The sequence below is a fragment of the Bradyrhizobium sp. C9 genome (assembly GCF_002532045.1).
GTDB lineage: Bacteria > Pseudomonadota > Alphaproteobacteria > Rhizobiales > Xanthobacteraceae > Bradyrhizobium.
On record NZ_NWTG01000025.1, the window covers coordinates 39,213 to 63,535 of the forward strand.

Annotated in this window: 24 protein-coding genes and 1 tRNA gene; 17 read left to right on the forward strand and 8 right to left on the reverse strand. The window is 65.2% G+C overall.

The genetic code is table 11. The features are described 5' to 3' along the window. Positions 1-126 precede the first annotated feature (126 nt). Positions 127-216, reverse strand: a tRNA-Ser gene (locus CO675_RS32700). Between the two features lie 212 nt (positions 217-428). Between CO675_RS32700 and CO675_RS32705 the strand changes: the two genes are divergently transcribed. Then, a complete protein-coding gene (locus CO675_RS32705) occupies positions 429-1,292 on the forward strand; it encodes an alpha/beta fold hydrolase (RefSeq protein WP_097675886.1) in 864 nt (287 codons plus the stop codon). A gap of 200 nt (positions 1,293-1,492) precedes the next feature. On the opposite strand, the gene CO675_RS32710 is transcribed toward CO675_RS32705, so the two are convergent. After that, the gene (locus tag CO675_RS32710; protein ID WP_097675887.1) at positions 1,493-2,650 is read right to left on the reverse strand and encodes an ROK family protein; all 1,158 of its coding nucleotides are present in this window, start codon (positions 2,648-2,650) and stop codon (positions 1,493-1,495) included. A 106-nt stretch (positions 2,651-2,756) separates the two neighbouring features. Then, entirely contained in the window at positions 2,757-3,560 is an 804-nt protein-coding gene (locus tag CO675_RS32715; RefSeq protein WP_097675888.1) for an SDR family NAD(P)-dependent oxidoreductase, read from the reverse strand. 124 nt (positions 3,561-3,684) lie between these two features. On the opposite strand from CO675_RS32715, the gene CO675_RS32720 reads away from it, so the two are divergent. From CO675_RS32720 to CO675_RS32735, 4 genes are all read left to right on the forward strand, one after another. Continuing rightward, the gene (locus CO675_RS32720) at positions 3,685-4,635 is read left to right on the forward strand and encodes a GlxA family transcriptional regulator (RefSeq protein ID WP_097675889.1); all 951 of its coding nucleotides are present in this window, start codon (positions 3,685-3,687) and stop codon (positions 4,633-4,635) included. Positions 4,636-4,890: 255 nt separating this feature from the next. Next, positions 4,891-5,373, forward strand: coding sequence for a 50S ribosomal protein L21 (gene rplU / locus CO675_RS32725; protein WP_097675890.1), 483 nt, complete (start codon positions 4,891-4,893; stop codon positions 5,371-5,373). A 92-nt stretch (positions 5,374-5,465) separates the two neighbouring features. Further along, complete coding sequence (gene rpmA / locus CO675_RS32730) at positions 5,466-5,735, forward strand: 50S ribosomal protein L27 (protein ID WP_024583287.1); 270 nt, start codon at positions 5,466-5,468, stop codon at positions 5,733-5,735. Positions 5,736-5,904: 169 nt separating this feature from the next. After that, the gene (locus CO675_RS32735) at positions 5,905-6,525 is read left to right on the forward strand and encodes a GNAT family N-acetyltransferase (protein WP_097675891.1); all 621 of its coding nucleotides are present in this window, start codon (positions 5,905-5,907) and stop codon (positions 6,523-6,525) included. Between the two features lie 141 nt (positions 6,526-6,666). Here CO675_RS32735 and CO675_RS32740 read toward each other — a convergent pair whose 3' ends face one another. Next, entirely contained in the window at positions 6,667-7,581 is a 915-nt protein-coding gene (locus tag CO675_RS32740) for a DMT family transporter (protein WP_097675892.1), read from the reverse strand. Positions 7,582-7,738: 157 nt separating this feature from the next. On the opposite strand from CO675_RS32740, the gene CO675_RS32745 reads away from it, so the two are divergent. The 12 genes from CO675_RS32745 to CO675_RS32800 all read left to right on the forward strand — a co-directional run bounded on the left by CO675_RS32745 (position 7,739) and on the right by CO675_RS32800 (position 19,287). Further along, positions 7,739-8,218 carry a MaoC family dehydratase gene (locus CO675_RS32745; RefSeq protein WP_097675893.1) on the forward strand — a complete coding sequence of 160 codons (480 nt, stop codon included), beginning with the start codon at positions 7,739-7,741 and terminating at the stop codon, positions 8,216-8,218. A gap of 203 nt (positions 8,219-8,421) precedes the next feature. Continuing rightward, positions 8,422-9,471, forward strand: a complete 1,050-nt coding sequence (gene obgE, locus CO675_RS32750) for a GTPase ObgE (RefSeq protein ID WP_097675894.1) — start codon at positions 8,422-8,424, stop codon at positions 9,469-9,471. A 92-nt stretch (positions 9,472-9,563) separates the two neighbouring features. Beyond that, positions 9,564-10,706: a glutamate 5-kinase gene (gene proB / locus CO675_RS32755; protein WP_097675895.1), complete on the forward strand. Its 1,143-nt coding sequence runs from the start codon at positions 9,564-9,566 to the stop codon at positions 10,704-10,706. Positions 10,707-10,817: 111 nt separating this feature from the next. Next, positions 10,818-12,110, forward strand: a complete 1,293-nt coding sequence (locus CO675_RS32760; RefSeq protein ID WP_097675896.1) for a glutamate-5-semialdehyde dehydrogenase — start codon at positions 10,818-10,820, stop codon at positions 12,108-12,110. Between the two features lie 45 nt (positions 12,111-12,155). Next, complete coding sequence (locus tag CO675_RS32765; protein WP_097675897.1) at positions 12,156-12,779, forward strand: nicotinate-nucleotide adenylyltransferase; 624 nt, start codon at positions 12,156-12,158, stop codon at positions 12,777-12,779. 186 nt (positions 12,780-12,965) lie between these two features. Beyond that, positions 12,966-13,334 carry a ribosome silencing factor gene (gene rsfS, locus CO675_RS32770; RefSeq protein WP_092121653.1) on the forward strand — a complete coding sequence of 123 codons (369 nt, stop codon included), beginning with the start codon at positions 12,966-12,968 and terminating at the stop codon, positions 13,332-13,334. A gap of 129 nt (positions 13,335-13,463) precedes the next feature. Then, positions 13,464-13,946, forward strand: coding sequence for a 23S rRNA (pseudouridine(1915)-N(3))-methyltransferase RlmH (gene rlmH / locus CO675_RS32775; RefSeq protein ID WP_097675898.1), 483 nt, complete (start codon positions 13,464-13,466; stop codon positions 13,944-13,946). Positions 13,947-13,986: 40 nt separating this feature from the next. Beyond that, entirely contained in the window at positions 13,987-15,387 is a 1,401-nt protein-coding gene (locus tag CO675_RS32780) for a murein hydrolase activator EnvC family protein (RefSeq protein ID WP_097675899.1), read from the forward strand. Continuing rightward, the gene (locus tag CO675_RS32785; RefSeq protein ID WP_097675900.1) at positions 15,384-16,769 is read left to right on the forward strand and encodes a S41 family peptidase; all 1,386 of its coding nucleotides are present in this window, start codon (positions 15,384-15,386) and stop codon (positions 16,767-16,769) included. The genes CO675_RS32780 and CO675_RS32785 overlap by 4 nt, the downstream gene beginning before the upstream one ends. 150 nt (positions 16,770-16,919) lie before the next feature. Beyond that, entirely contained in the window at positions 16,920-18,146 is a 1,227-nt protein-coding gene (locus CO675_RS32790; RefSeq protein ID WP_097675901.1) for a divergent polysaccharide deacetylase family protein, read from the forward strand. Positions 18,147-18,230: 84 nt separating this feature from the next. Beyond that, on the forward strand, positions 18,231-18,734 hold the full coding sequence (locus CO675_RS32795) for an RNA pyrophosphohydrolase (RefSeq protein WP_097675902.1): 504 nt from the start codon (positions 18,231-18,233) through the stop codon (positions 18,732-18,734). 46 nt (positions 18,735-18,780) lie between these two features. Next, entirely contained in the window at positions 18,781-19,287 is a 507-nt protein-coding gene (locus CO675_RS32800) for an RNA pyrophosphohydrolase (RefSeq protein ID WP_097675903.1), read from the forward strand. Positions 19,288-19,312: 25 nt separating this feature from the next. Here CO675_RS32800 and CO675_RS32805 read toward each other — a convergent pair whose 3' ends face one another. The 4 genes from CO675_RS32805 to atpD all read right to left on the reverse strand — a co-directional run bounded on the left by CO675_RS32805 (position 19,313) and on the right by atpD (position 24,318). Beyond that, positions 19,313-20,362, reverse strand: a complete 1,050-nt coding sequence (locus CO675_RS32805; protein WP_097675904.1) for an AraC family transcriptional regulator — start codon at positions 20,360-20,362, stop codon at positions 19,313-19,315. Between the two features lie 124 nt (positions 20,363-20,486). Next, on the reverse strand, positions 20,487-22,148 hold the full coding sequence (locus CO675_RS32810; protein ID WP_097675905.1) for an adenylate/guanylate cyclase domain-containing protein: 1,662 nt from the start codon (positions 22,146-22,148) through the stop codon (positions 20,487-20,489). Between the two features lie 203 nt (positions 22,149-22,351). Further along, entirely contained in the window at positions 22,352-22,759 is a 408-nt protein-coding gene (locus CO675_RS32815) for a F0F1 ATP synthase subunit epsilon (protein ID WP_097675964.1), read from the reverse strand. A 116-nt stretch (positions 22,760-22,875) separates the two neighbouring features. Then, a complete protein-coding gene (gene atpD / locus CO675_RS32820) occupies positions 22,876-24,318 on the reverse strand; it encodes a F0F1 ATP synthase subunit beta (RefSeq protein ID WP_097675906.1) in 1,443 nt (480 codons plus the stop codon). Positions 24,319-24,323: the final 5 nt, after the last annotated feature.

Consider the following 24,323-nt stretch of genomic DNA (forward strand, 5'->3'; position numbering starts at 1 on the left):
GGGAAGTCATGGACAACCTGCGCACGGAGCGTCAGGCGAGCGGTCGAGATCGTTGGAATGTCAGCGGGCGTTGGCCCTACGCTTCTCCGAAGCTTCGGAGACACCCTTCGCCCTGGTCTGAAAGGGTGGCGGAGAGGGGGGGATTCGAACCCCCGATAGGCTTGCACCTATGCCGCATTTCGAGTGCGGTACAATCAACCACTCTGCCACCTCTCCAGCGGCCCAGGTGATTTGCACCACCCGCGGTCGGGCGTGTTCTAGGCGAGGATGGCGGGACAGACAAGGCGCTGCAATAATATTTCCGCCACCGGCGCTTCGTCCCGGCGAGGCACCGGGGGTGCGCCGAGAAAGTGCGCGGAAACAAGGCGCTAGCGGACAGTTTTGGCTCGCTGGGCGGGAAGCGAGCCAGAAGAAGCAGGAGCGGCCCCATGGAGCACGTGACGATTCGAGCCAATGGCGCGGCGTTCCACCTCGCGCGGACCGGGAGCGGCCCGCCGCTGCTGCTGTTGCACGGCTGGCCGGAATTCTGGCTGACCTGGAAGCCGGTCATGGCGCGCCTGGCCGACCGCTACACCCTGATCGCGCCCGACCTGCGCGGCTTCGGCGACAGCGACAAACCGCAAGGCCCGTTTGGCCCCGATCAGCATACCGACGACATGCTGGCGCTGCTGGACGCGCTTCAAATCGAAAAGGCCGGTGTGGTCGGCCACGACGTCGGCGGCGCGGTGATGCAGCCGCTTGCGCGCAAGGCGCCGGAGCGCATCGCCGGATTGTTCTTCTTCGATTTCGTCTATCCCGGCATCGGGCCGCGGATGGCGGCGCCCGACCGGCTGAACCACATCTGGTACCAGTCGTTCCACCAGATGGAGATGGCGCCCGCGCTGGTCGGCGCCACCAGGGAGAGCTGCCGCATTTATATCGGCCATTTCCTGCACAACTGGACGCATCGCAAGGCCGCGTTCGACGACGTGATCGAGGACTTCGCCGACAACTTCTACAAGCCGGGCAACCTCGCCGGCGGCTTCGCGCATTATCGCGCGTCGCATGCGGGGCGCGTGAAGATGATGCAGGGCGAGGCGCCCGCGCTGCCGCCGATCACGGTGCCGACCTGCATCCGCTGGGCCGAGCACGACCCGCTGTTTCCCTATGCCTGGACCGACCGGCTGAGCGAGACCTTCTCGAACCTGGACCTGAAGATGTTTCCCGATGTCGGCCATTTCCCGCATCGCGAGGACCCCGACCGCGCGGCGAGCGAGATCGCCGGCTTCTTCCGGCGGATCAATTGGAAGTAGAAAATGGTGGGACCGCCAGGACGCGACAAAAACTGGCGGTCCCGTGCCGCTTCTCAATATTGCTGGCCGGGAAGTGCGGCTTCGCCGGTCGGCGGGAGCGACACGGATCACGGTAGCGGCCGGCGCCGAAACGGCAACGCGAAGCCGATCTTAACCTAACCGATCAACCTTACCGCGCGATCGGCTGCGCCCGTATCGTCTCAGGCATCGGCCTTCCTGGCTTTCCTGGCCTTTTTCTCGCCCTTGTCGTCCTCGTCGTCCTTGTCCTTTTTCTCGGCCTTCTTGTCGTCCTTGCCGTTGTCCTTCTTGCGATTGGTGTAGCGGGCATTGCCGAGCCCGGTCCCGATCGTCAGCACGCCCCAGCGCGCGACATCCTGCATGAACGGCACCTCGGCCAGTCCCTGCGCCACGCCGTCATTGTGCATGACGATCGCGGTATCATGATCGCCGATCTGCGGGATCGCCTCGACAAGGCTCGCCGGCAGGTTGAATTTGCTGCTCTCCCAATTGCCCGGCAGATTCTGTGCGCCCTTCTCGATCGAGCCGTCCTCCTTAATGACGCCGGGACAGGAGATGCCAATGAACGGCGCGAGCCTGAGGTTCTCCTTCTCGGCGGCGGCGATCAGATCCTTCAGCATCTTCACCAGCCGCTTCACCGCGCCCTCGCGCGTCGGCTCGTCGTCGGCGTGGCGCCACAGCTCGGATTTCCAGACTGCCGCCTTGGACAGATCAGGCGCCTTCTTCCAGCGCGTCTCGACCACGCCGCAGCGGATGTTGGTGCCGCCGATATCGACCGCGAGCACGCCGTCATGGGCCTCGAAGATCCACGACGGCGCCAGATGCAGCGTGCCGATCAGCCCAGCATCGTCGGGGTGAAAGCGGATCGGCACCAGGTCGACCTTGAAATCCTCCGACTTCAGGATGATGTCGGTCCGCGCGATGGCGAGCTCGCCGAGCCTGGAGTCGCGAAAGCCACCGCCGACCACGATGCGCTCGGTCCTGGCCCAGGCCTTGGTGCCGAGGAAGCGCCGCGTCACATAGGCGAGCTCCTGGGCGAACTCCTCGATCGCGCTGTGCACCACCGCGGAGGCCTCGGTGTCGTCGCCGACCAGCAATTCGTCGAGCTTCTTCTTGCTGATCTTGTCCGACGGCTCGTCGCCGAACGGGTCCTCGTCCGATTTGCGCCGCGGCTTGCGCCAGCGGTCGAGGATCTTGCGGAAAGCGCCCTTGGAGGCGCGATCGCCGAGAAAGCCGTCGTCGTCCTTCAGCTCGATGTTGAAGCTGTCGATGTCGACGGATGGCAGCCGCGCGGCGCCATGGTGCGCAATTCCCGTGGTCAGTCCGGTGTCTTCAGCCATTCGCCCTGCCCGCTTGAGATTCCCAGCACTAACAATCGGGAACTCAAATGGTTGCGTCCCGCACTCCGGCGCTCGGCCTGCGCGGGACGCAATGATCGCAGGGGCGTCAGGCCGCTATCACCCCGTAGCGCGCCGCGGGCGTGCTGCGCGACAGGTTCGGCATCAGCTTCTGGCGAGCCGCCTCATAGGCGTGCCAATCCGCAGCCTCCGGCAGCGACGGCACGGTGAAGACCTCGCCCTGGTCGAGGCCGGCCAGCGCAGCGTTCACCATGTCCTCGGCCTTCATCACGATCTCGCCGGGCAGATGCGCGACCGGCGTGCCGGCGATGTCCCAGAACTCGGTGGCGGTGGCTCCCGGCAGCACGGCCTGAACGCGAATGTTCTTGTCCTTCAGCTCGTGCTGCAGCGAGTGGGTCAGCGCCAGCACGAAGGCCTTGCTGCCGCCGTAGACGCCGTTGAGCAATTCCGGCTGGACGCCGACGACCGAGGCGATGTTGATGATCGTGCCGCCGCCGCGAGCGACGAAACCCGGCACCGCCGCATAGGTGAGGCGCATCAACGCGTCGACATTGAGCGCGATCATGTCGCTCATCTTGTCGACATCGGATGCGAGCAGCGGCGCGGTGGCGCCGACGCCGGCGTTGTTCACCAGCACGCTGATGGCTTCGTTGCTGCGCAGAATGGATTCGATCCGCGACACATCGGCACGCTTGCTGAGGTCGGCGGCGACGATCTCGATCGATCGGCCTGTCTCCGTCGCGAGCCGCTTGGCGAGCCCGTCGAGGCGCTCTCGGTTACGTGCAACGAGGATCAGATCGTAGCCACGCCGTGCGAGCCGGTCCGCATAGATGGCACCGATTCCGGACGACGCACCGGTAACGAGCGCCGTGCCCTTGGCTGACTTGGTCATGTTGGTCTCCTGTTTGACCTGAACGGCCGGACTTGGCCGTTGCCCAGGTTCTACAGGCGCCCTTGCATGTCTCAAATGTCATATATACACCTTTTTAGGACACAGATTGCCGCCGGAGAGTTCCATGCAGGAGATCGGCTTCGTCGTCTTCCCGGAGTTCCAGGTGATGGGCTTCAGCGCCATCACCGCCTTCGAGGTCGCCAATTTGATCGCGGGCGCGCCCTTCTATGAGGTCACGCTGCTGTCGGAGAACGGCGGCCCGGTGCGGTCCTCCGCCGGCTTCAATGTCGAAACCGAAGCCTTCGGCGAGCGCAGCTTCGACACGCTGTTCATCGGCGCCGGCCACGAGCTTCATCCGGCATCCCCAAAGCTGATCGACTACATGCGGCGCGCCATGACGACATCGCAGCGCATCGCCGCGCCCTGTATCGGCGCCTTCTCACTGGCTGAAGCCGGCCTGCTCGACGGCCGGCGTGTCTCCACGCACTGGCAATTCGCCCCGGAATTGCAGGCCCGATTTCCCGGCCTCAAGGTCGAGCAGGACCGCATCTACATCGTCGACGGGCCGATCTGGACGTCGGCCGGCATGACCGCGACGATCGATCTGGCGCTGGCGATGATCGAGCATGATTTGGGCATCGAGGTCGCCCGTTCGGTGGCGCGCAAGCTCGTCGTCTATCATCGCCGCACCGGCGGACAGTCGCAGTTCTCGGCACTGCTCGAGCTCGACCCGAAATCCGACCGCATCCAGAACGCCCTCCACTACGCCAAGGCGCATCTGCGCAACGAGCTCTCGGTCGAGGAATTGGCCGAGGTGGCGCGGCTCAGCCCGCGCCAGTTCAGCCGCGCCTTCCGCGCCGAGACCGGCCAGTCGCCCGCCAAGGCGATCGAGCAGCTCCGGGTCGAGGCGGCCCGCGAATTGATCGGCGATGGCCGCCATTCGATGGACGAAATTGCCGGCGAGACCGGCTTTGCCGATCGGGAACGGATGCGGCGGGCGTTCCTGCGGGTGCTGGGCCAGCCGCCCCAGACCATCCGCCGGCACGGGCGGGCCGCGGCCAAGACCGCGGCCTGAGGGGCAATCCAGGCCAAAATCGTGCCAAACCCTTCATTTTTGGCCGGTTTTTGCCCTGCTTTACCTTGACTCCGCGTCGGCAGCGGCTATAAGTCCGCCCATCCGGCGCGGCGATTTCTCGCGCCGATCGTTTTTGTGCGATCCTGTTTGGGAATTCATTCCCTTCGCGCGAAACACATAACCCATAGCGACTGAACAAAAAGCCGACCCGGGCGATCCGTCCGAGGCCGGAACCGAACACGAAGGAATCAAACGATGTTCGCAGTCATCAAAACCGGCGGCCGGCAGTACCGTGTCGTTCCGAATGATGTACTCGAGATTGGCAAGATCGCCGGCGATGTCGGCACGATCGTGCAGCTAGGCGAAGTTCTGGTGCTCGGCGGTGACACGCCGGTGCTGGGAACGCCCACCGTGGCAGGCGCCACCGTTGCGGCCGAAGTGCTGCAGCACAAGCGCGGCGCCAAGGTGATCGCGTTCAAGAAGCGTCGCCGCAAGAATTCACGCCGCAAGCGCGGCTATCGCGACGAGCTGACGGTGCTTCGCATCACCGAGATCCTCGCCGATAACGCCAAGCCGACCATCGGCCCGCGGCCGAAGAAGGAAAAGGTCGTCGCAGCGCCCGCCGAGGATGGCGAGGACGCAGCGCCGAAGGCGGCCAAGAAGAAGGCGCCCGCAAAGGCGCCGGCCGCGAAGAAGGCTCCGGCCAAGAAGGCCGCGGCCAAGAGCGAGAAGAAGTGATCGTCGCGCTTTCAGATTTGAAGCGTGACAAAACGTGAAATGATTCCGTCAAGGAATTGATCTAGAGATCAAAGCGAAGTCGGAGACGAGCTATGGCTCATAAAAAAGCAGGCGGTTCATCGCGCAACGGACGTGATTCCAAGGGCAAGCGCCTTGGCATCAAGGCGTTCGGTGGCGAGCGCGTGATCCCCGGAAACATCATCGCGCGTCAGCGCGGCACCACCTGGCATCCTGGCCTTAATGTCGGCATGGGCACCGATCATACTCTCTTCGCCAAGGTCGAGGGTCATGTCGAGTTCCGTGCCAAAGCCAATGGCCGCACATTCATCTCGGTTATTCCGATGGCAGAAGCGGCCGAGTAGACGGTGGACACACATGAGTCCGCCGGGTCCTGTTGAACCGGCGGAGTCGCAAAGGGCTCTAAGGGGAGGCGGGATGACCGGCCTCCCCTTTTCGTTGCGCGCGATCCGGTTCGACCGCGCGTGACGTTCCAAGCGTTGCGTACCGATTGTCGCATCACAGGAGCTCGACATGTTGCAGGACATCCCGACGCCGACCTTGCGCGAGGCAAGAGCATGCGTCCTCGAGACCGAACGGCTGACCTTGCGCAAGCCGACGCTCGCGGACGTAAAAGCCATCGCACGCCTCGCCAATGACCGCCGCATCGCGGAGAACACCCGCCGCCTGCCGCATCCCTATACCCAGGACGACGCCATCGACTTCGTGCGCGCGCTCGGCGCCGGCGGACGCGAAACCGTTTTCCTGATCGAGAACAATCACACGCCGATCGGCATGGTCGGCATTGACTGGCGCAAGCCTGACGGCATCGACTGGCGCGAGGAGACCGCGGCCGAACTCGGCTACTGGCTCGGCGTCGACCATTGGGGCCAGGGCTTTGGCACCGAGGCCGCGCGCGCGGTGATCGATTATTTCTTCGAGGAATTCGATCTCGACCAGCTGATCGCGGGCGCCCGCGTCGTCAATCCGTCGTCGCGCAACATCCTCGAAAAGTGCGGCTTCCAGTGGAGCGGCGTCGAGCTGCACCGCTTCGAGGCGCTGGGCTCATCGAGCCCGGTCGATGCCTTCCGGCTGTCGCGCGGCGTCTGGGCTTCGCTGAAGAGCTGGAATAGCTCGAAGCGGCGGGAGAGCTAGACTAGTATAACGGTGTCGTCCCGGCGAAAGCCGGGACCCATACGCCGCGGCTTCTCAATAAGGCAATCTGGCCGACGCCGCGCTAGAACAACTACCAGCTGGGGTAATGGGTCCCGGCCTTCGCCGGGACGACAACGATGGTTACGCCGGCGGATTGACCGACGTCTCCGCCCGCCCGAGCTGCTGCTCGCGCACGAAGATGTAGAGGCCGGCCGCGATGATGATTGCGGCGCCGATGATGGTGGCCCAGGACGGCACGTCGCCGAACACCACGAAGCCGAAGATCACCGCCCAGACGATCATCGAATACTGGTACGGCACCACCACGCTGGCCGGCGCGAGTTTCAGCGAGCGGTTCACGCACAGCAGCGCCGCGACCGAGATAATGCCGGCGGTGAAGAACAGCACGAGGCTGCCGGCCGATGGCGTCACCCAGCCGATCGGCGAGAGCACGAGGCCCAGCATGAAGGTGCCGACGAATTGCGACGTCGCCAGCACGATATCGGGCGTCGCGCGCAGCGAGCGCGTGATCAGCATCAGCACCGCAAACGACAGGCTGCCGCCAAGCGCGATCATCGCCGGCCAGCTGATGGTCTGCGCCGATGGCCTGAGCGCGATCAGCACGCCGCAAAAGCCAACCAGGATCGCGGTCCAGCGCCGCCAGCCGATATGCTCGCCGAGCACGAGGCCCGACATCGCGGTGACGAAGATCGGTCCGGCCAGATAGTAGGTGATGACGTCGGCGAGCGGCAGATAGACGGTCGCGAGGAAGAACGCCGCGACCTCCAGCGTCGACAGCGTGACGCGCAGCAATTGCAGCCACGGCCGCTCCAGATGCAGGAAATCCGCGCGCCGCTTCCACACGATCGGCAGCAGCACCAGCAGCGCCGCGCAGGCGCGCAGCCACAGCAATTGCCCGACCGAATAGGTTGCGACGAGGAATTTGCCCATCGCGTCGCCGAACGAGAACATGAAGATCGACAGCAGCATCAGGCCAATGCCGGCGAGCCGCGCCGATCGATCGTCGTAGGAGGACAGTTTTGCGAACAGGCTCATGGCGGGCTTCCCGGGTCGTCCGGTTTAAGAGCCGTGGCTGCCCGGGACAAGCCCGGCCATGACGAATTGAACGGGGACGAATTGAACGGATTGCCGCACCCGCATCGCTGCGATACCGGTAGGTGATCCCGGCAACAAAAAGAGCAGGAAACGCCGCATGAGCGAATTCGACCCCACCCAGCATCGCATGGTCCCCGCGCAGCGGTGGTTCGAGGATTTCGTGCTCGGCGAGCGCTTCGTGATTCCGAGCCGGACCCAGACCTCGGCGGTGTTCGCGGCGTTCCAGACCGCCAGCGGCGATACCCATCCGATCCATTACGACGTCGAATATTGCCGCACGCGCGGCATGCCGGACCTGCTCGCGCACGGCTTCCAGACCCTGGTGCACACTGCGCCCGGCGCCGGGCTGTTTCCCTATGTCGTGGAGGAGTCGCTGGTCGGCTTCCTGGAACAGTCGAGCAAGTTCCTGAAGCCGGTCTATGCCGGCGATACCATCTACCCTGCGCTGGAGGTGATCGAGCTCGCCCCGGGCCGGACCACGGGTGTCGTGACACTGCGCTCGACCGTGCACAACCAGCGCCGCGAGCTGGTGCTGGAGGGGATGCAGAAATTCCTGGTGCGGCGGCGGCCTGCCTAACGCTCCGGGCCGCAAAAAGGCCCGAAAATTAAGGCTTTTCGCCGAAGTCGGCGCGCTTGCGGGTTGCCGCAGGGACCGGCCTGCCTTAACTAGAGCACACCGGTCCTGATGACAGAACCGGTGCGCTCTCGATTCTCATTTTGACGCGTTTTCTTCACGCGAACCGGCGACCACTTCGCTCGAAAACGCTATAGTAACGGATCATGAAATTCCTCGATGAAGCCAAGGTCTATATTCGCTCCGGCGACGGCGGCAACGGCTGCGTCGCGTTCCGGCGCGAGAAGTTCATCGAGTTCGGCGGCCCCTCCGGCGGCAATGGCGGCCGCGGTGGCGACGTCATCATCGAAGCCGTCGACGGCCTGAACACGCTGATCGACTACCGCTACCAGCAGCACTTCAAGGCGCCGAAAGGCACCAACGGCATGGGCAAGGATCGCCATGGCGCCAACGGCAAATCGATCGTGCTGAAAGTGCCGGTCGGCACCCAGGTGTTCGACGAGGACCGCGAGACGCTGCTGCACGATTTCACCGAACTCGGCGAGAAATTCGTGCTGGCTGAAGGCGGCAATGGCGGCTTTGGCAACGCGCATTTCAAGTCCTCCACCAACCGCACGCCGCGCAACGCCAATCCCGGCGCGCCAGGTGAGGAGCGCTGGATCTGGCTGCGGCTGAAGCTGATCGCCGATGCCGGCCTGGTCGGCCTGCCCAACGCCGGCAAATCGACCTTCCTGTCGGTGGTCAGTGCGGCGCGACCGAAGATCGCCGACTATCCCTTCACCACGCTGCATCCGCAGCTCGGCGTCGTGAATTACGGCGGCCGCGAATTCGTGCTCGCCGACATTCCCGGGCTGATCGAAGGCGCGCATGAAGGTGCCGGCCTCGGCGACCGCTTCCTCGGCCATGTCGAGCGCTGCCGGGTGCTGCTGCATCTGGTCGATGCGACCTGCGAACATGCCGGCAAGGCCTACAAGACGGTGCGCACCGAGCTCGAAGCCTATGAGGGCCATCTCGCCGACAAGATCGAGATCGTCGCGCTCAACAAGATCGACGCGGTGGAGCCGGACGAGTTGAAGAAGCAGAAGGACCGCCTCAAGCGGGCGGCGAAGAAGACGCCGCTGCTGATCTCGGGCGTAACCGGCGCAGGCGTGCAGGACGCGCTGCGCGCGCTGGTCGAGGTGATCGGCGAGGCGCCGGTGTCGAACAAGGCCAAGGCTCAGTCGGAGCCGTGGGCGACGCCGCTGCCGCAGGGTTGAACGGCAAGTCCGAACAACGCCTGCGCCTCACAAGCACTTCCTAAGCCACATCGTGGCGCCTCTTGCTTCCACCTTCCTGCCAGACCGAACCCATGAAACGCCCCGCGCTCAAGAACTTTCGCCGCATCGTCGTCAAGGTCGGCTCGTCGCTATTGGTCGATTCGCAGGCCGGCGAGGTCCGCGCGTCCTGGCTCGCCGCGCTGGTCGACGACATCGCAAAGCTCCACAAGCGCGGCTGCGAGGTCATGGTGGTGTCGTCGGGCTCGATCGCGCTCGGCCGCAGCCGCCTGAAGCTGCCGCGCGGCCCGCTGAAGCTCGAGGAGAGCCAGGCTGCCGCCGCGGTCGGCCAGATCGCGCTGGCGCGAACCTGGTCGGAAGTGCTCGGCCATCACGGCATCGGCGCCGGGCAGATCCTGGTGACGTTGCAGGACACCGAGGAGCGCCGCCGCTATCTCAATGCGCGCTCGACCATCGCCAAGCTGCTGGAATGGGGCGCAGTGCCCGTGATCAATGAGAACGACACGGTCGCGACCACCGAGATCCGCTACGGCGACAATGATCGCCTCGCCGCCCGCGTCGCCACCATGGCGAGCGCGGATCTGCTGATCCTGCTGTCCGATATCGACGGCCTCTACACTGCGCCGCCCGCGGTCGATCCCGATGCGAAGCTGATCCCGGTGGTCGAGAGTATCACCTCGGAGATCGAAGGGATGGCGGGCTCGGCCGGCTCCGAACTGTCGCGCGGCGGCATGACCACCAAGATCGAGGCCGCGAAGATCGCGACCACCGCCGGCACCCACATGCTGATCGCCTCCGGCAAGATCGAGCATCCGTTGCAGGCGATCGCCGACGGTGGCCGCTGCACCTGGTTCCTGACCCCGGCCAATCCCGTCACCGCGCGCAAGCGCTGGATCGCGGGCTCGCTGGAGCCGAAGGGCACGCTGACCATCGATGCCGGTGCGGTGGCGGCGCTGCGCGCCGGCAAGAGCCTGCTGCCGGCCGGCGTGATCCGGGTCGACGGCCAGTTCGCCCGCGGCGACGCCGTGGTGGTGCGCGGTCCCGACACCCATGAGATCGGCCGGGGCCTCGTCGCCTACGACGCCGAGAACGCCGAGAAGATCAAGGGCCGCTCCTCGCCGGACGTGATGGTCATTCTGGGCATCAGCGGCCGCTCCGAGATGATCCACCGCGACGACCTCGTGATCGGCCCGGCCGGGGCGATCCCGGCCAAATAGGCCATTGGCCGAGCGGGGCGGCCCGCCGCCCACCTGCCATGCCGGTTCCGCGCCTCGCCACCCCTCAATTGCCATGCTAGAACATGGCCTTAATCGAAAGCCGGGACTTCCATGAGCGCCCCCCTGAAGGCGATCGACGGCAACGCCGATCTCGTCGCCCTGATGACCGACCTCGCCGCCAAGGCGCGCGCCGCCGCGCGGGTGCTGGCGCTGGCGCCGCCGGAGCAGAAGAACCGGGCGCTCGCCGCGATCGAGCGCGCGATCCGCGCCAACGCGCCGGCCATTCTCGCCGCCAATGCCGAGGACGTCGCCGAGGCGCGCGCGGGCGGCATGACCGCAGCCTTCGTCGACCGCCTGACGCTGACGCCGGCGCGCGTCGACGGCATGGCCGATGGCGTAGCTACGGTGCGCGAAATTGTTGATCCGGTCGGCGCCGTCACCGAGAGCTGGCAGCGGCCGAACGGCATGACCATCGAGCGCGTCCGCGTGCCGCTCGGCGTGATCGGCGTGATCTTCGAAAGCCGCCCCAACGTCGCCGCCGATGCCGGCGTGCTTTGCCTGAAATCCGGCAACGCCGTGATCCTGCGCGGCGGCTCCGACAGCTTCCGCTCCTGCCGCGCGATCCATGATTGCCTGGTGCAGGGCCTGCGTGAGGCCGGTCTGCCCGAGGCCGCGATCACCCTGGTGCCCACCCGCGACCGCACGGCGGTCGGCCTGATGCTGACGGGATTGAACGGCGGCATCGACGTGATCGTGCCGCGCGGCGGCAAGAGCCTGGTCGCACGCGTCGAGGCGGAAGCCCGCGTTCCGGTGTTCGCGCATCTGGAGGGCGTCAACCACATCTATGTCGATGCCAGCGCCAGACTCGATATGGCCAAGGCGGTGGTGCTGAACGCCAAGATGCGCCGTCCCGGCGTCTGCGGCGCCGTCGAAACCCTGCTGATCGACCGCAACGCTGCCGCGACGAAACTGAAACCGCTGGTCGAGCTGTTGATCGAGGCCGGCTGCGAGGTGCGCGGCGACGACATCGTGCAGGGCGCCGATGCCAGGGTGAAGCCCGCGTCCGACGAGGACTGGAACACCGAATATGAGGACGCGATCATCTCGGCGAAGATCGTCAACAGCCTCGATGATGCGATCGCGCATATTCAAAATCACGGCTCGCATCACACCGATGCGATCGTGACGGAGGACGCCGCTGCCGCGCAGAAATTCCTCAACGAGGTCGACTCGGCGATCGTGCTGCACAACGCCTCGACCCAGTTCGCCGATGGCGGCGAGTTCGGCTTCGGCGCCGAGATCGGAATTGCCACCGGCAAATTCCACGCCCGCGGCCCGGTCGGCGCCGAGCAGCTGACGAGCTTCAAGTACCGCGTCCACGGCACCGGGCAGACACGGCCGTGATTATTGTCGCACGCGCACGGTAGACCATTGCAACAAGCTTCCACCGTGCCGTCATCCGCAGCCCAGGCGCTTCCGTTCTACACCAACGGCATGCGCATCGGGCTGCTCGGCGGCTCGTTCAATCCGCCGCACGCCGCGCATCGCGCCATCAGCCAGTTCGCGCTCAAGCGCCTGCAGCTCGACCGCGTGTGGTGGCTGCTGACGCCGGGCAATCCGCTGAAGAACCATGACGGCCTGCATGCGCTCAACGAGCGTGCCGCGGCCGCGCGCCGGGTGGCCGACGATCCGCGCATCGACATCTCTTGTCTCGAAGCTGTCATCGGTGTCCGGTACACTGTGGACACGATCATCCACTTGCGCCGCCGTGTTTCCGGCGTGCACTTCGTCTGGATCATGGGCGCTGACAATCTCGCGCAATTTCATCGCTGGAAAGATTGGCGGCGCATCGCGTCCGATGTGCCGATTGCCGTGATCGACCGTCCGCCCCAGAGTTTCCGCGCCCTTGCCGCACCGGCGGCGCAGGCGCTCATGCGCTATCGGCTGCCCGAAAATCAGGCGACACGGCTGGCCGACCAGCGGGCGCCGGCCTGGGTGTTCCTGACAGGAATGAAATCCAATCTGTCTTCGACCGGACTGCGGAACCCGGACGGGAGCTGGAGAACGGCGTGAGGTGCAAAAGGGTTACTGGAATATTGAAACCATTAACCCCACATGCGTAGAATGGTGCGTGGGGTCGAGGATTCGGCACCCGCGATACAGTGAAAGGAATGGTCCCTGGCCACATCTGTATTGTCAAAGTCTGTTTTACCCAAGGTTCCAAAGACTGCGCGTAAAACATCGACGAAAACCGCGGCCTTGCAGGCGCAACCGGACGCCGACAAACCGGATGCCAACAAGACGCTGAGCCTGATCCTCTCCCGCCTCGACGACATGAAAGCGGAAGAGACGGTCACCATCGACCTTCGCGGCAAATCCGCATATTCCGACTACATGATCGTCACCACCGGCCGGGTTAACCGGCACGTTGGCGCGATCGCGGAAAATGTGACGAAGAGCCTCAAGGAAAACGGAGTCAAGAACATCCACGTCGAGGGCATGCCCAATTGCGACTGGGTGCTGATCGATTCCGGCGAGGTGATCGTGCACGTGTTCAGGCCTGAGGTGCGTGAGTTCTACAACCTCGAGCGGTTGTGGACTCAGAACCCGGCGGTCGCGGCGGTCTAAGGCGTATCGAAGCCGATGCGAATCGGCTGCAGCGCAGCTAGTCTGGGTGCGCGCCTGGAGGCGCGCGAGTTATAGACTTGACGCGTTTTCTACGGCAAACCGGATTCCACTTTGCCGGAAAACGCGTATATGCGCCTTGTCGTGATCTGCATCGGCCGCCTGAAACAGGGCCCTGAACGGGAGCTCGCCGAGCGCTACCGCGAGCGCTTCGAAGATATCGGCCGCAAGCTCGGCTTTCGCGGCCTTGAGATCCATGAGATTGCGGAGAGCCGCGCGCGCGACACGGGAGCGCGCATCACTGAAGAGGCCGCGGCGATCGCGGCGCTGCTGCCGGAAAAGCACATGCTGGTCGCGCTCGACGAACGCGGCAAGAGCATCGACAGCGCGAGCTTTGCGCATCAGCTCGGCCGCTGGCGCGACGAAGGGGCAGCGCATACCGTCTTCGTGATCGGCGGCGCCGACGGACTTTCGCCTGAATTGCAGCGCAAGGCTTCGTTGCGTATTGCATTCGGCTCCGCGACCTGGCCGCATCAAATGGTCCGCGTCATGCTTCTGGAACAGATTTATCGGGCCGCGACCATTTTGGCCGGCCACCCCTATCATCGCGCCTGAGGCGCGGTGAGGGACAGTCGAGAGCGCTGAACGCACGCGAATGCAGCACAAGCGGGACACAGCTTCGGATTCGCATCTCGGCACCGCGCGCCGGCGCTGGCTGCCGGCATCCCTGCCTCTGTCGATCGCCATGCTCGCCGCATGTCCGCTGACCGCGGCGCAGGCGCAGGCGACACCACCCGCACAGCAGTCCGCAGCGCCGGCACAGCAAGCCGCGACAGCGGAGACGTCGCCCGACGCCATCAAGCAGCGCGAGCAGGAGCTCGAGGCCGCGCGCGAGCAGCAGCGCAAGGCGACCGAGTTGCAGGAGAAGCTGAAGGCCGATATCGCCGCGATCGGCCAGGACCGCAGCAAGCTCAACCAGCAGCTGATCGACATTGCCGGCCAGGTGCGCAGCGTCGAGACGCGGATCGCCGACGCCGAGGCACGCCTGCAGTCGCTCGACGGCCGCGAGCGCGACATCCGCGGCTCGCTCGATTCACGGCGCTCCGAGGTGATCGAGGTGCTGGCCGCGCTGCAGCGCGCCGGACGGCGCACGCCACCGGCGCTGCTGGTGCGGCCCGAGGACGCGCTGCAATCGCTGCGCACCGCGATGCTGCTCGGCGCGGTGGTGCCGGAATTGCGCGTCCGCGCCGAGAAGCTTGCGGCCGATCTCGGCGAACTGGTGGCGCTGCGCAAGACCATCTCGACCGAGCGCGATGCGCTGGCGGCCGACCGCGACAAGCTGAAGGAAGACCAGACCCGCCTCGCGGCGCTGGTCGACGAGCGGCAGCGGCAGCAGAGCGCGGCCGAAAAGGACATGGAGGCCGAAGGCGCCCGCGCCATCGCGCTGTCGAAGCAGGCCGCCGATCTGCAGGGCCTGATCGCCAAGATGGAGCAGGACCTCAAGAGCGCGGCCAAGGCTGCCGCCACCGCCAGCCTCCAGGGCGCCCCCGCGACCGTTAACGGCAAGCCCAATCTGGGGGCTCTCAAGGACCCGGCCCGCATGAGCCCGGCAATCGCCTTCGCCTCGGCCAAAGGCCTGTTCTCCTATCCCGTGAATGGCACCAAGATTCGCGAATTTGGCGGTTCCGACGGCGCGGGGGGCGTACAAAAGGGCATTTCTTTGGCCGCCAAACCGGGCGCGCAGGTCACAACCCCGTGTGACGGCTGGGTTGTTTACGCTGGTCCATTCCGCAGCTATGGACAACTCTTGATCCTCAATGCCGGGGGCGGGTATCATGTCCTGATCGCCGGGATGGAGCGTATTTCGGTAAACATCGGCCAGTTTGTGCTAACGGGGGAGCCGGTTGCGACCATGGGGTCGACGTCCCAGGTTGCATCCATTCTCGCGACCAATGCGAGCCAGCCAGTGCTCTATGTCGAGTTCCGGAAAGACGGCACTCCAATCGATCCAGGTCCATGGTGGACCGCAAATGAAGGCGAAAAGGTCCGCGGATGATGCGCAAGACTTCGGTAATTCTCCTTAGCGCCGCCACCGGCGCGGCCCTGACGCTTTTCGTCACGCAGCCCCGCGCTGTGCTGATGGGATCGAGCGCGCGCGCCGCGACGTCGGACACCTACCGCCAGCTCAATCTGTTCGGCGACGTGTTCGAACGGGTGCGCAGCGACTATGTCGAGAAGCCGGATGACAGCAAGCTCGTCGAGTCCGCGATCTCGGGCATGCTGTCCGGCCTCGACCCGCACTCGAGCTACATGGACGCCAAGAGCTTCCGCGACATGCAGGTGCAGACTCGCGGCGAGTTCGGCGGCCTCGGCATCGAGGTCACGATGGAAGACGGTTTGATCAAGGTAGTCTCGCCGATCGACGACACCCCGGCCTCGAAGGCCGGCATCATGGCCAACGACATCATCACCACGCTCGACGACGAAGCCGTGCAGGGCCTGACCTTGAACCAGGCCGTCGAGAAGATGCGCGGTCCGGTCAACACCAAGATCAAGCTCAAGATCATCCGCAAGGGCCAGGACAATCCGATCGACGTCACGCTGGTGCGCGACAACATCCGCGTCCGCTCGGTGCGTGCGCGCGTGGAGGCCGACGACATCGCCTATATCCGCATCACCACCTTCAACGAGCAGACCACCGAAGGCCTGAAGAAGGAGGTCGCCAACCTGCAGGGCCAGATCGGCGACAAGCTGAAGGGCTACATCATCGATCTCCGCAACAACCCCGGCGGCCTGCTCGAAGAAGCGGTCACGGTGTCCGACTCCTTCCTGGAGCGTGGCGAGATCGTCTCGACCCGCGGACGCAATGCCGAGGAAACCCAGCGCCGCGCCGCCCATCCTGGCGACCTGACCAAGGGCAAGCCGGTCATCGTGCTGATCAACGGCGGCTCGGCATCGGCTTCCGAAATCGTCGCCGGCGCGCTGCAGGACCACAAGCGTGCGACGCTGGTCGGCACCCGCTCGTTCGGCAAGGGCTCGGTGCAGACCATCATCCCGCTCGGCTCGGGCAACGGCGCGCTGCGCCTGACCACCGCGCGCTACTACACGCCGTCGGGCAAGTCGATCCAGGCGAAGGGCATCGTGCCCGACATCGAGGTGCTGCAGGACGTGCCGGAAGAGCTGAAGGCGCGCACCGACACCAAGGGCGAGGCCTCGCTGCGCGGCCATCTGAAGAACGACGGCGACGAGAAGACCGGCTCGCAGTCCTACGTCCCGCCGGACGCCAAGGACGATAAGGCGCTGAAGATGGCCGACGACCTCTTGCACGGCATCAAGTCGACCTCGAACGCGACGCCGGCACCGGCCGCTCCGTCCGGTGACAAGGCGACCGGCGACAAGGCCGCCGCCGACAAGCCGGCCAACAAGTCGGCGAACTGATCCCATCCAATTGATTCGGCGAACAGGGCGGCCCTCGGGCCGCCCTTTCTGTTTTCGCCGTCCACCGCCGGCCGTGCTTTGACGGGGCGGCCGGCGCGCGGGAATGCACCGCATCGTGCTATCGTTCGCGGTGTTGATTCGGGGAGGGTCATGGCAGAAGCGGCCGATGAACTGAGCACGCCGCTTGGGCAAAAGACCGTGGGCAGGACGCGCCGCATCCGCCTGCCGTTCACGGCGATGCAGGCGCTCGCCGTGCTGCTGGGCCTCGTATTGGTCGGCTTCGCCGGCGTCGCGCTGTTCAACGACAATCCGCTCGGCGGCGAGCCGATTGCCCGAATCACACTTCGCAATCCTGCGCCCGCAGCCGCCGGCGACAAGCACGCCCCGGCCGAGCCGGCGGTCAAATCCGCCGCCAAGGGTCCGGCCGCAGTGGGCGATGCCAAGAATGACGCCAAGAACGATGCCAAGACCGTCACCATCATCGACGGCTCCAGCGGCAAGCGCCAAGACGTCGTGATCGGCGCCGGCGATCCGGCCGAAAAGACCATGGATGGCGACCCGCCGCCGCTCGCGATGACGGGGATCGACCAGCGCCTGCTGGAAAAGTCGCGCTACGGCATGATCCCTGTTGTCGCCGACGGCCTGAAGCCGTTCACGGTCTATGCGGCCGAAGCCGACCGCGCCAAGGCGGCCCGGATGCCGGTGGTCGCCATCGTGGTCTCAGGCCTCGGGGTCGGCGCCGCCAAGACCGCTGACGCCATCATGAAGCTGCCGCCGGCCGTGACGCTGGCCTTCACGCCGTACGGCGCCGATCCCGGCAAGCTGGCGGAACGCGCGAGGGCGCAGCGCCACGAGATCCTGCTGCAGATCCCGATGGAGCCGTTCGACTATCCCGACAACGATCCGGGCCCGCAGACCCTGCTGACCACATTGAGTGCCGAGCAGAACCTCGATCGTCTCTATTGGCACCTCAGCCGCCTGCAGGGCTATGCCGGGATCGCCAATTTCATGGGAGCCCGGTTCGTCGCGACCGATCCCGTGATGCAGCCCATCGTGCGCGAAGCGGCCAAGCGCGGCCTGAGCTTTTTCGACGACGGTTCCACCCCGCGCAGCGTCGCGCAGAGCCTCTCGGCCGGCCAATCGCTGCCGTTCGCCAAGGCCGATTTCGCCATCGACGTGGTGCCGACATCGGCGGAAATCGACCGCGCGCTGGTCAAGCTGGAAACGATCGCCAAGGAACGCGGCACGGCCGTGGGCGTCGCCTCGGCGCTGCCGGTCTCGATCGAGCGGCTCGGCGCCTGGCTCAAGACACTGGACTCCAAGGGCATCATGGTTGTGCCATTGACAACGGCGATGCTGAAATCAAAATCGGGCTAGAAGATCAATCTGTTGGTGCAACCTGAGACCTTGCCGGGGGGCCGGGTCGGGTGGCGCCAGGAAACTGTGCGAGGTAGCGGCAGCATGGCACGTTATGAGGACCTGCCCTATCGAACCTGCGTCGGCATCATGCTGCTGAATACCGCGGGACTGGTCTTCATCGGGCGCCGCGCCGGCGGCATCGAGCATGTCGACGACGCCCATGTCTGGCAGATGCCGCAAGGCGGCGTCGATCCCGGTGAGGATACGTTCCAGGCCGCGCGGCGCGAACTCTATGAAGAGACCAGCGTCAAGTCGGTGGAGAAGCTCGGCGAGGTCTCGGACTGGCTGATCTATGACATCCCGCGCACCGTCGCCGGCCGCGCCTGGAAGGGCCGCTATCGCGGCCAGCGGCAGAAATGGTTCGCGCTGCGCTTCACCGGCGACGAGAACGAGATCAACGTCGCCCACCCCGGCGGCGGCCACAAGGCCGAGTTCGTCACCTGGCGCTGGGAGCCGATGAAGAATCTGCCTGAGCTGATTGTGCCGTTCAAGCGCCCGGTCTATGAGCGCGTCGTGAAGGAATTCGCCGGTCTGGCGGCCAAGTAATTGGCCGGATGATCGGCCAGATCAACGCGCGACGCACCGGCCGAGAATGTCATCAGATAAGCCCTACCGCCCCAATGTGGGCATCGCGCTGTTCAACGGCGACGGACGCGTGCTGATCGGCCACCGGATCAAGGACGACGGTCCGGAGATCGTGCTGCCCGGCCTCGAATGGCAGATGCCGCAAGGCGGCATCGACGCGGGCGAGGATCCGCGCCAGGCCGTGATGCGCGAATTGTGGGAAGAAACCGGTGCGGTCAACGCCGACTATCTCGGCGAGACCGACTGGATGACCTACGAATTCCCGGCCTATGACGGGCCGGCATCGCATCGGCTGGCCAAATTCCGCGGTCAGCGGCAGAAATGGTTCGCGCTGCGCTTCACCGGACGCGACGAGCAGATCGATCCATTGACGCCGCGCAACGGCCAGCCCGCCGAGTTCGATCAATGGCGCTGGGAGCGTCTCGATCGCGTCGCCGACCTGGTGGTGCCGTTCCGCCGCGAGGTCTATCGCGCGGTCGCGATCCGGTTCGCGGAATTCGCTAAAACGCGCTGAGATTAGGTTGAATCGTCATCGCGCTTTAGATTCTCGTTCGAGCATGATCTCCGCGCAAACGCGTTGCGCGTTTGTCGCGAGGGAAAACCGTTTCACACTTTCCCGGATCATGCTCTAGCTGATCCTGCGGCGGAAGGCGCCGCGCATCGCCCGGCGTCATGCCGTAGGTCGCGCGGAACACGCGATAGAAGGTCGCGATGCTGTCGAAGCCGCACGAGAACGCGACCTCGTCGATGCCGCGTTCCTGCATCGATGAGAGAAGCCGCATCGCCTCCTTCAACCTCGTTGCCGTCAGCGTCCGTGCGAACGACAGGCCGGTCGGCTCGAACAGTGCATGCAATTGCCGCAGTGAAATCCCGAGCTCGGTGGCGACCGCGACCGGTGTGAGCGCGGCGCGATGCAGATCGCGCAGCAGGATTTCGCGCGCGGCATGGAGGTATCCCGCATGCAAGGCGGCACGGATCTCATCCTGGCGCGGCCGCACCCGTCCGCGCGCAAGCAGCGCCAGGCGCACCATATGCGTGACCTCGCCGGCGAATTGCCCGGCTTGCGCCGGATCGCGCGTCATGGAGCGGAACATGGCACCGACCAGCCGGGTCAGGCTCGCATCACGCGCCAGCGCGACCAGCGGCACGTCCTCGATCCGGGCACCGAGCACGAGCTCGTCGGTGACGGGAATCTTGAGGCTGAAGAAGCGAAAGCCGTCGGTCCGATCGGGCGTCGACGCAAACGGAAGATTGGAATGGCCAAACACCATATCTCCGTTGCCGACCCACTGGATACGGTCGCGGCCGATATTCATATGGCCGGGGCCGCGCACCTGCCAGCCGAGATGCAGGCTGTTGCTCGGAACACGACCGATGTCGGATGACGTCCGGCTGACGCGGTAGGATGACGCCGACATTTCCGCCAGCACAGCATCGCCGACCTGCATCGCGGAAAACCGCCCGCGGAAATCGGGCCGCCTGTCGCGCTCGAGCTCGATGGTGACCCCGAACAGGTTTTTGCCGCGCACGTCGCACCAGTGCTCGAAACGGTCCTGCGGGCGGAGAGCATCGGTCGTGAAAGTCAGCACAGCATTTGTCCGTTACGTCAGAAGTAGCATCACGATGCGACTGGGCCAATTCGTCATCGCGCCGCAGCTTGTCATCGGTTCATGATCCCTGCTGTTAGCTGCTTCACATTTCTCAAATCGTGCTTCAGTTCGGGCCCACCGTGAACGGACCGACCGCGATGACATGGCAGTCGCTGTCGCGCTTGGCGCAGTCGCCGAGCGCAGCGTTGACCGCACTTTGCTCGTTCTCCGCCTTCAACCCAAGTCCCGGCCGTCCCTGCGTCCCGACCGCGACCGCGTTCCAGCCTGCGGTCGCATCGGCAAGCTTCCGCACGACATCGCTCCGCTCACCCGGCATGATGACCGAACTGTCCGCGGCCTTGAAGAAGCCGGTCACACGCAATGTGGACGGAACCGGCACCACGAAGACATCGTCGACCACGACGACCGTGCAGGGCACGCCGGCGACCGCGCCACAGGCCTGCAAATTGCGCCGCGCCGATTCCTCGAGCGAATCGATGCCGGAATTGAAGAAGTAGTGACCGCCCGGACCGAGCGCGATGGTTCGCGTCTTGTGCCCCGGCACAAACAGGCTGTCGAGCCGGGCCCTGGCCGCCTCGCGCAGCAGCGGAACGTCCTTGGTGGCGTACGGTTTCTCGATCAGCGCATCACGCTTGACCCACGGCAAGGGCGGCACCGGCGGCTGGCCATGGGCATAGACCACGGCATTGCCGACTGCATACAGCTCGCACTTGCGCGGCGAGCCCACATTGTCGGCGCGCTTCTGGCACTGCTCCAGCGCCGAGGTCTTCGCCGCGTCCTGGTTCGGCTGCGCCACGCTCCAGCCGGCGAAACCGTTGATGTTGATGGCGAGCGCCTTGGAATCGCCCGCGGGCACATACTCGGTCGCGAGCGCGATGCGTGTGCGGTCGCTGACGAACGGAATGATGTCGGTGGCGAGCTTGTCGCCTGACGCGATCGACGGCGGAGCCGATACAGCCAGCTGCGGCGGCGGCACTGGCTTGGCAGTCGGTGCAGTCATCGCTGATGGCGACGGTGCGACCAATGGTGCCGGTGAAGCCGATACCAGGGGCGCGGGTGCCGGCGTGGAGCTGGCCACGACGGCAGGCTTCGTCGCCGATGTCTCGAGCTTGGTGTAATAGAGGAAGCCACCGACACCGATGGCAGCCAGCAGCACCAAGGTGACGGCGGCGGGCCACATCCAGGCCGGTGCGCCCGCGGCTGCGGCCTTGATCGGCTTCTTGACCTGCGGCATCGCGTAGGTGCCGTCCTCGCGCCGCATCGCCACCATGTAGGCGTGCACGGGGGTCGGGATGTTCTTCACTTCCTGCGCGCCGATGTCGGCGAATTGCACCGACAGCTTGTTGGCGACCTGCTCGTGCACGGCGCGTGACACGCAGATGCCGCCGACCTCGGCCAGCCCCTCGAGCCTTGCCGCGATATTGACGCCATCACCAAGGAGATCGCCGTCACGCTCGACCACATCGCCGATGGTGATGCCGATCCGGAACGACATCTGCCGGCTCGGCGGATAGGCCATGTTGCGCGTGCGCAGGCTTTCCTGGATGTCGATCGCGCAGCGCACGGCTTCGACGGCGCTGGGAAACTCCGCGAGCACCGCATCGCCTGCGGTGTTGAAGATGCGGCCGCCGCATTTTGCAATGAAATCGTCGGTGACCTGACGATAGGAGGCGAGCCGCCGCAGCGTCTCTTCCTCATCCTCGGCAACCAATCGACTATAGCCTGCAATATCGGCCGCAAAGATCGCCGCGATCTTGCGCTTCATGAGGACCAGCCCCGGAACCCAAATATGCCGGGCAGAATGCCGCCAGACGCTTCGGGGCGCAACAAGCATTCAACGCCCGCCGGGGTACGGCGAGCGTTGAATGCTTCAAGTCTTGGTAGACGACGACTGGAAAAGTGTGAGCGATTTCACAAAGAGCCGGCTCACTCGACGCGGTGGCGCGATCGCTGATCAGCAACCGCGCCTTAGTGCATAGCCGTCGCGTTGAGCTCGTGCTGGATGCTCTTGAAGTGGTCGAGCCGCTCGATCGCGTGGTCGAGCTCGGAACCTTCCTTCTCGGAAAGCTTCTCCTGCATCTCGTTGATCGTCTCGGCGAACTTGGCGCGGTCGAGATCGGCAATCGCGGTCGCGACGTCGGCGAGCACGGTGAGGCCCTTGTCCGACACTTCCGCAAGGCCGCCGAGCACGATCACCTTCTCGCGCTTGCCGGCGGTCGTGATCGTCAGGATACCCGGACGAATCGTGGCGATCACCGGAGCATGACCGGCGAGCACACCGAAATCACCCTCCACGCCGGGGACGTCAACCTGATCGACCTCGCCGGAGAAGGCGAGCTTTTCGGGAGAGACGAGATCGAAGTGGAAGGTGGCCATGGTCTTTCCGTTCTTTGCGCTGTCACCCGCGGGCTTGACCCGCGGGTCCATCAGTCAAAACAGTTCTCGTTCGATGGATCGCCGGATCAAGCCCGGCGATGACGACATCTCGAAGCTTAGGCCGCTTCGGCGGCGAGCTTCTTGCCCTTCTCGACGGCTTCTTCGATGGTGCCGACCATGTAGAACGCCGCTTCCGGCAGATGGTCGTACTTGCCCTGGCAGAGGTCGCGGAAGCCCTTGATGGTGTCGGCGAGGTCGACGAACTTGCCCGGCGAGCCGGTGAAGATTTCGGCGACGTGGAACGGCTGCGACAGGAAGCGCTCGACCTTGCGGGCGCGAGCAACCGTCAGCTTGTCCTCTTCCGACAGTTCGTCCATGCCGAGAATGGCGATGATGTCCTGCAGCGACTTGTAGCGCTGGAGGATCTGCTGGACGAGACGCGCGGTGTTGTAGTGCTCTTCACCGACGACCAGCGCCGACAGCATGCGCGAGGTCGAGTCGAGCGGGTCCACCGCCGGATAGATGCCCTTTTCCGAGATCGCCCGCGACAGCACCGTGGTGGCGTCCAAGTGCGCGAACGAGGTGGCGGGCGCCGGGTCGGTCAAGTCGTCGGCCGGCACGTAAATCGCCTGCACCGAGGTGATCGAACCCTTCTGGGTGGTGGTGATGCGCTCCTGCAGCGCGCCCATGTCGGTCGCGAGCGTCGGCTGGTAACCCACCGCCGAAGGAATACGGCCGAGCAGCGCCGACACTTCCGAACCCGCCTGGGTGAAGCGGAAGATGTTGTCGACGAAGAACAGCACGTCCTGGCCCTGGTCGCGGAAGTGCTCGGCGACCGTCAGACCGGTCAGGCCGACGCGGGCGCGGGCGCCCGGCGGTTCGTTCATCTGGCCGAACACCAGCGCGCACTTCGACTTCACGCTCGGATCCGGATTGTGCGGATCGGCGTTGACCTTCGATTCGATGAACTCGTGATAGAGGTCGTTGCCTTCACGGGTCCGCTCGCCGACGCCGGCGAACACGGAGTAACCGCCGTGCGCCTTCGCGACGTTGTTGATCAGCTCCTGAATCAGCACGGTCTTGCCGACGCCGGCGCCGCCGAACAGGCCGATCTTGCCGCCCTTCGCGTACGGAGCAAGAAGGTCGACGACCTTGATGCCGGTGACGAGGATTTCCGCTTCGGTCGACTGGTCGGTGTAGGACGGCGCTTCCTGGTGGATGGCGCGCATGCCTTCGGACTTGATCGGACCGGCTTCGTCGATCGGCTCGCCGATGACGTTGATGATGCGGCCGAGCGTGCCTTCGCCGACCGGCACCCGGATCGGCTCGCCGGTGTCGGTCACTTCCTGACCGCGCACCAGACCTTCGGTGATGTCCATCGCGATGGTGCGGACGGTCGATTCACCGAGATGCTGCGCAACTTCGAGCACCAGGCGGTTGCCGCCGTTCTTGGTCTCGAGCGCATTCAGAATCGCCGGAAGGTGGCCTTCGAACTGCACGTCGACCACGGCGCCCGTGACCTGGGTAACGCGACCGATCTGATTGGCTGCTGTAGCCATGAACT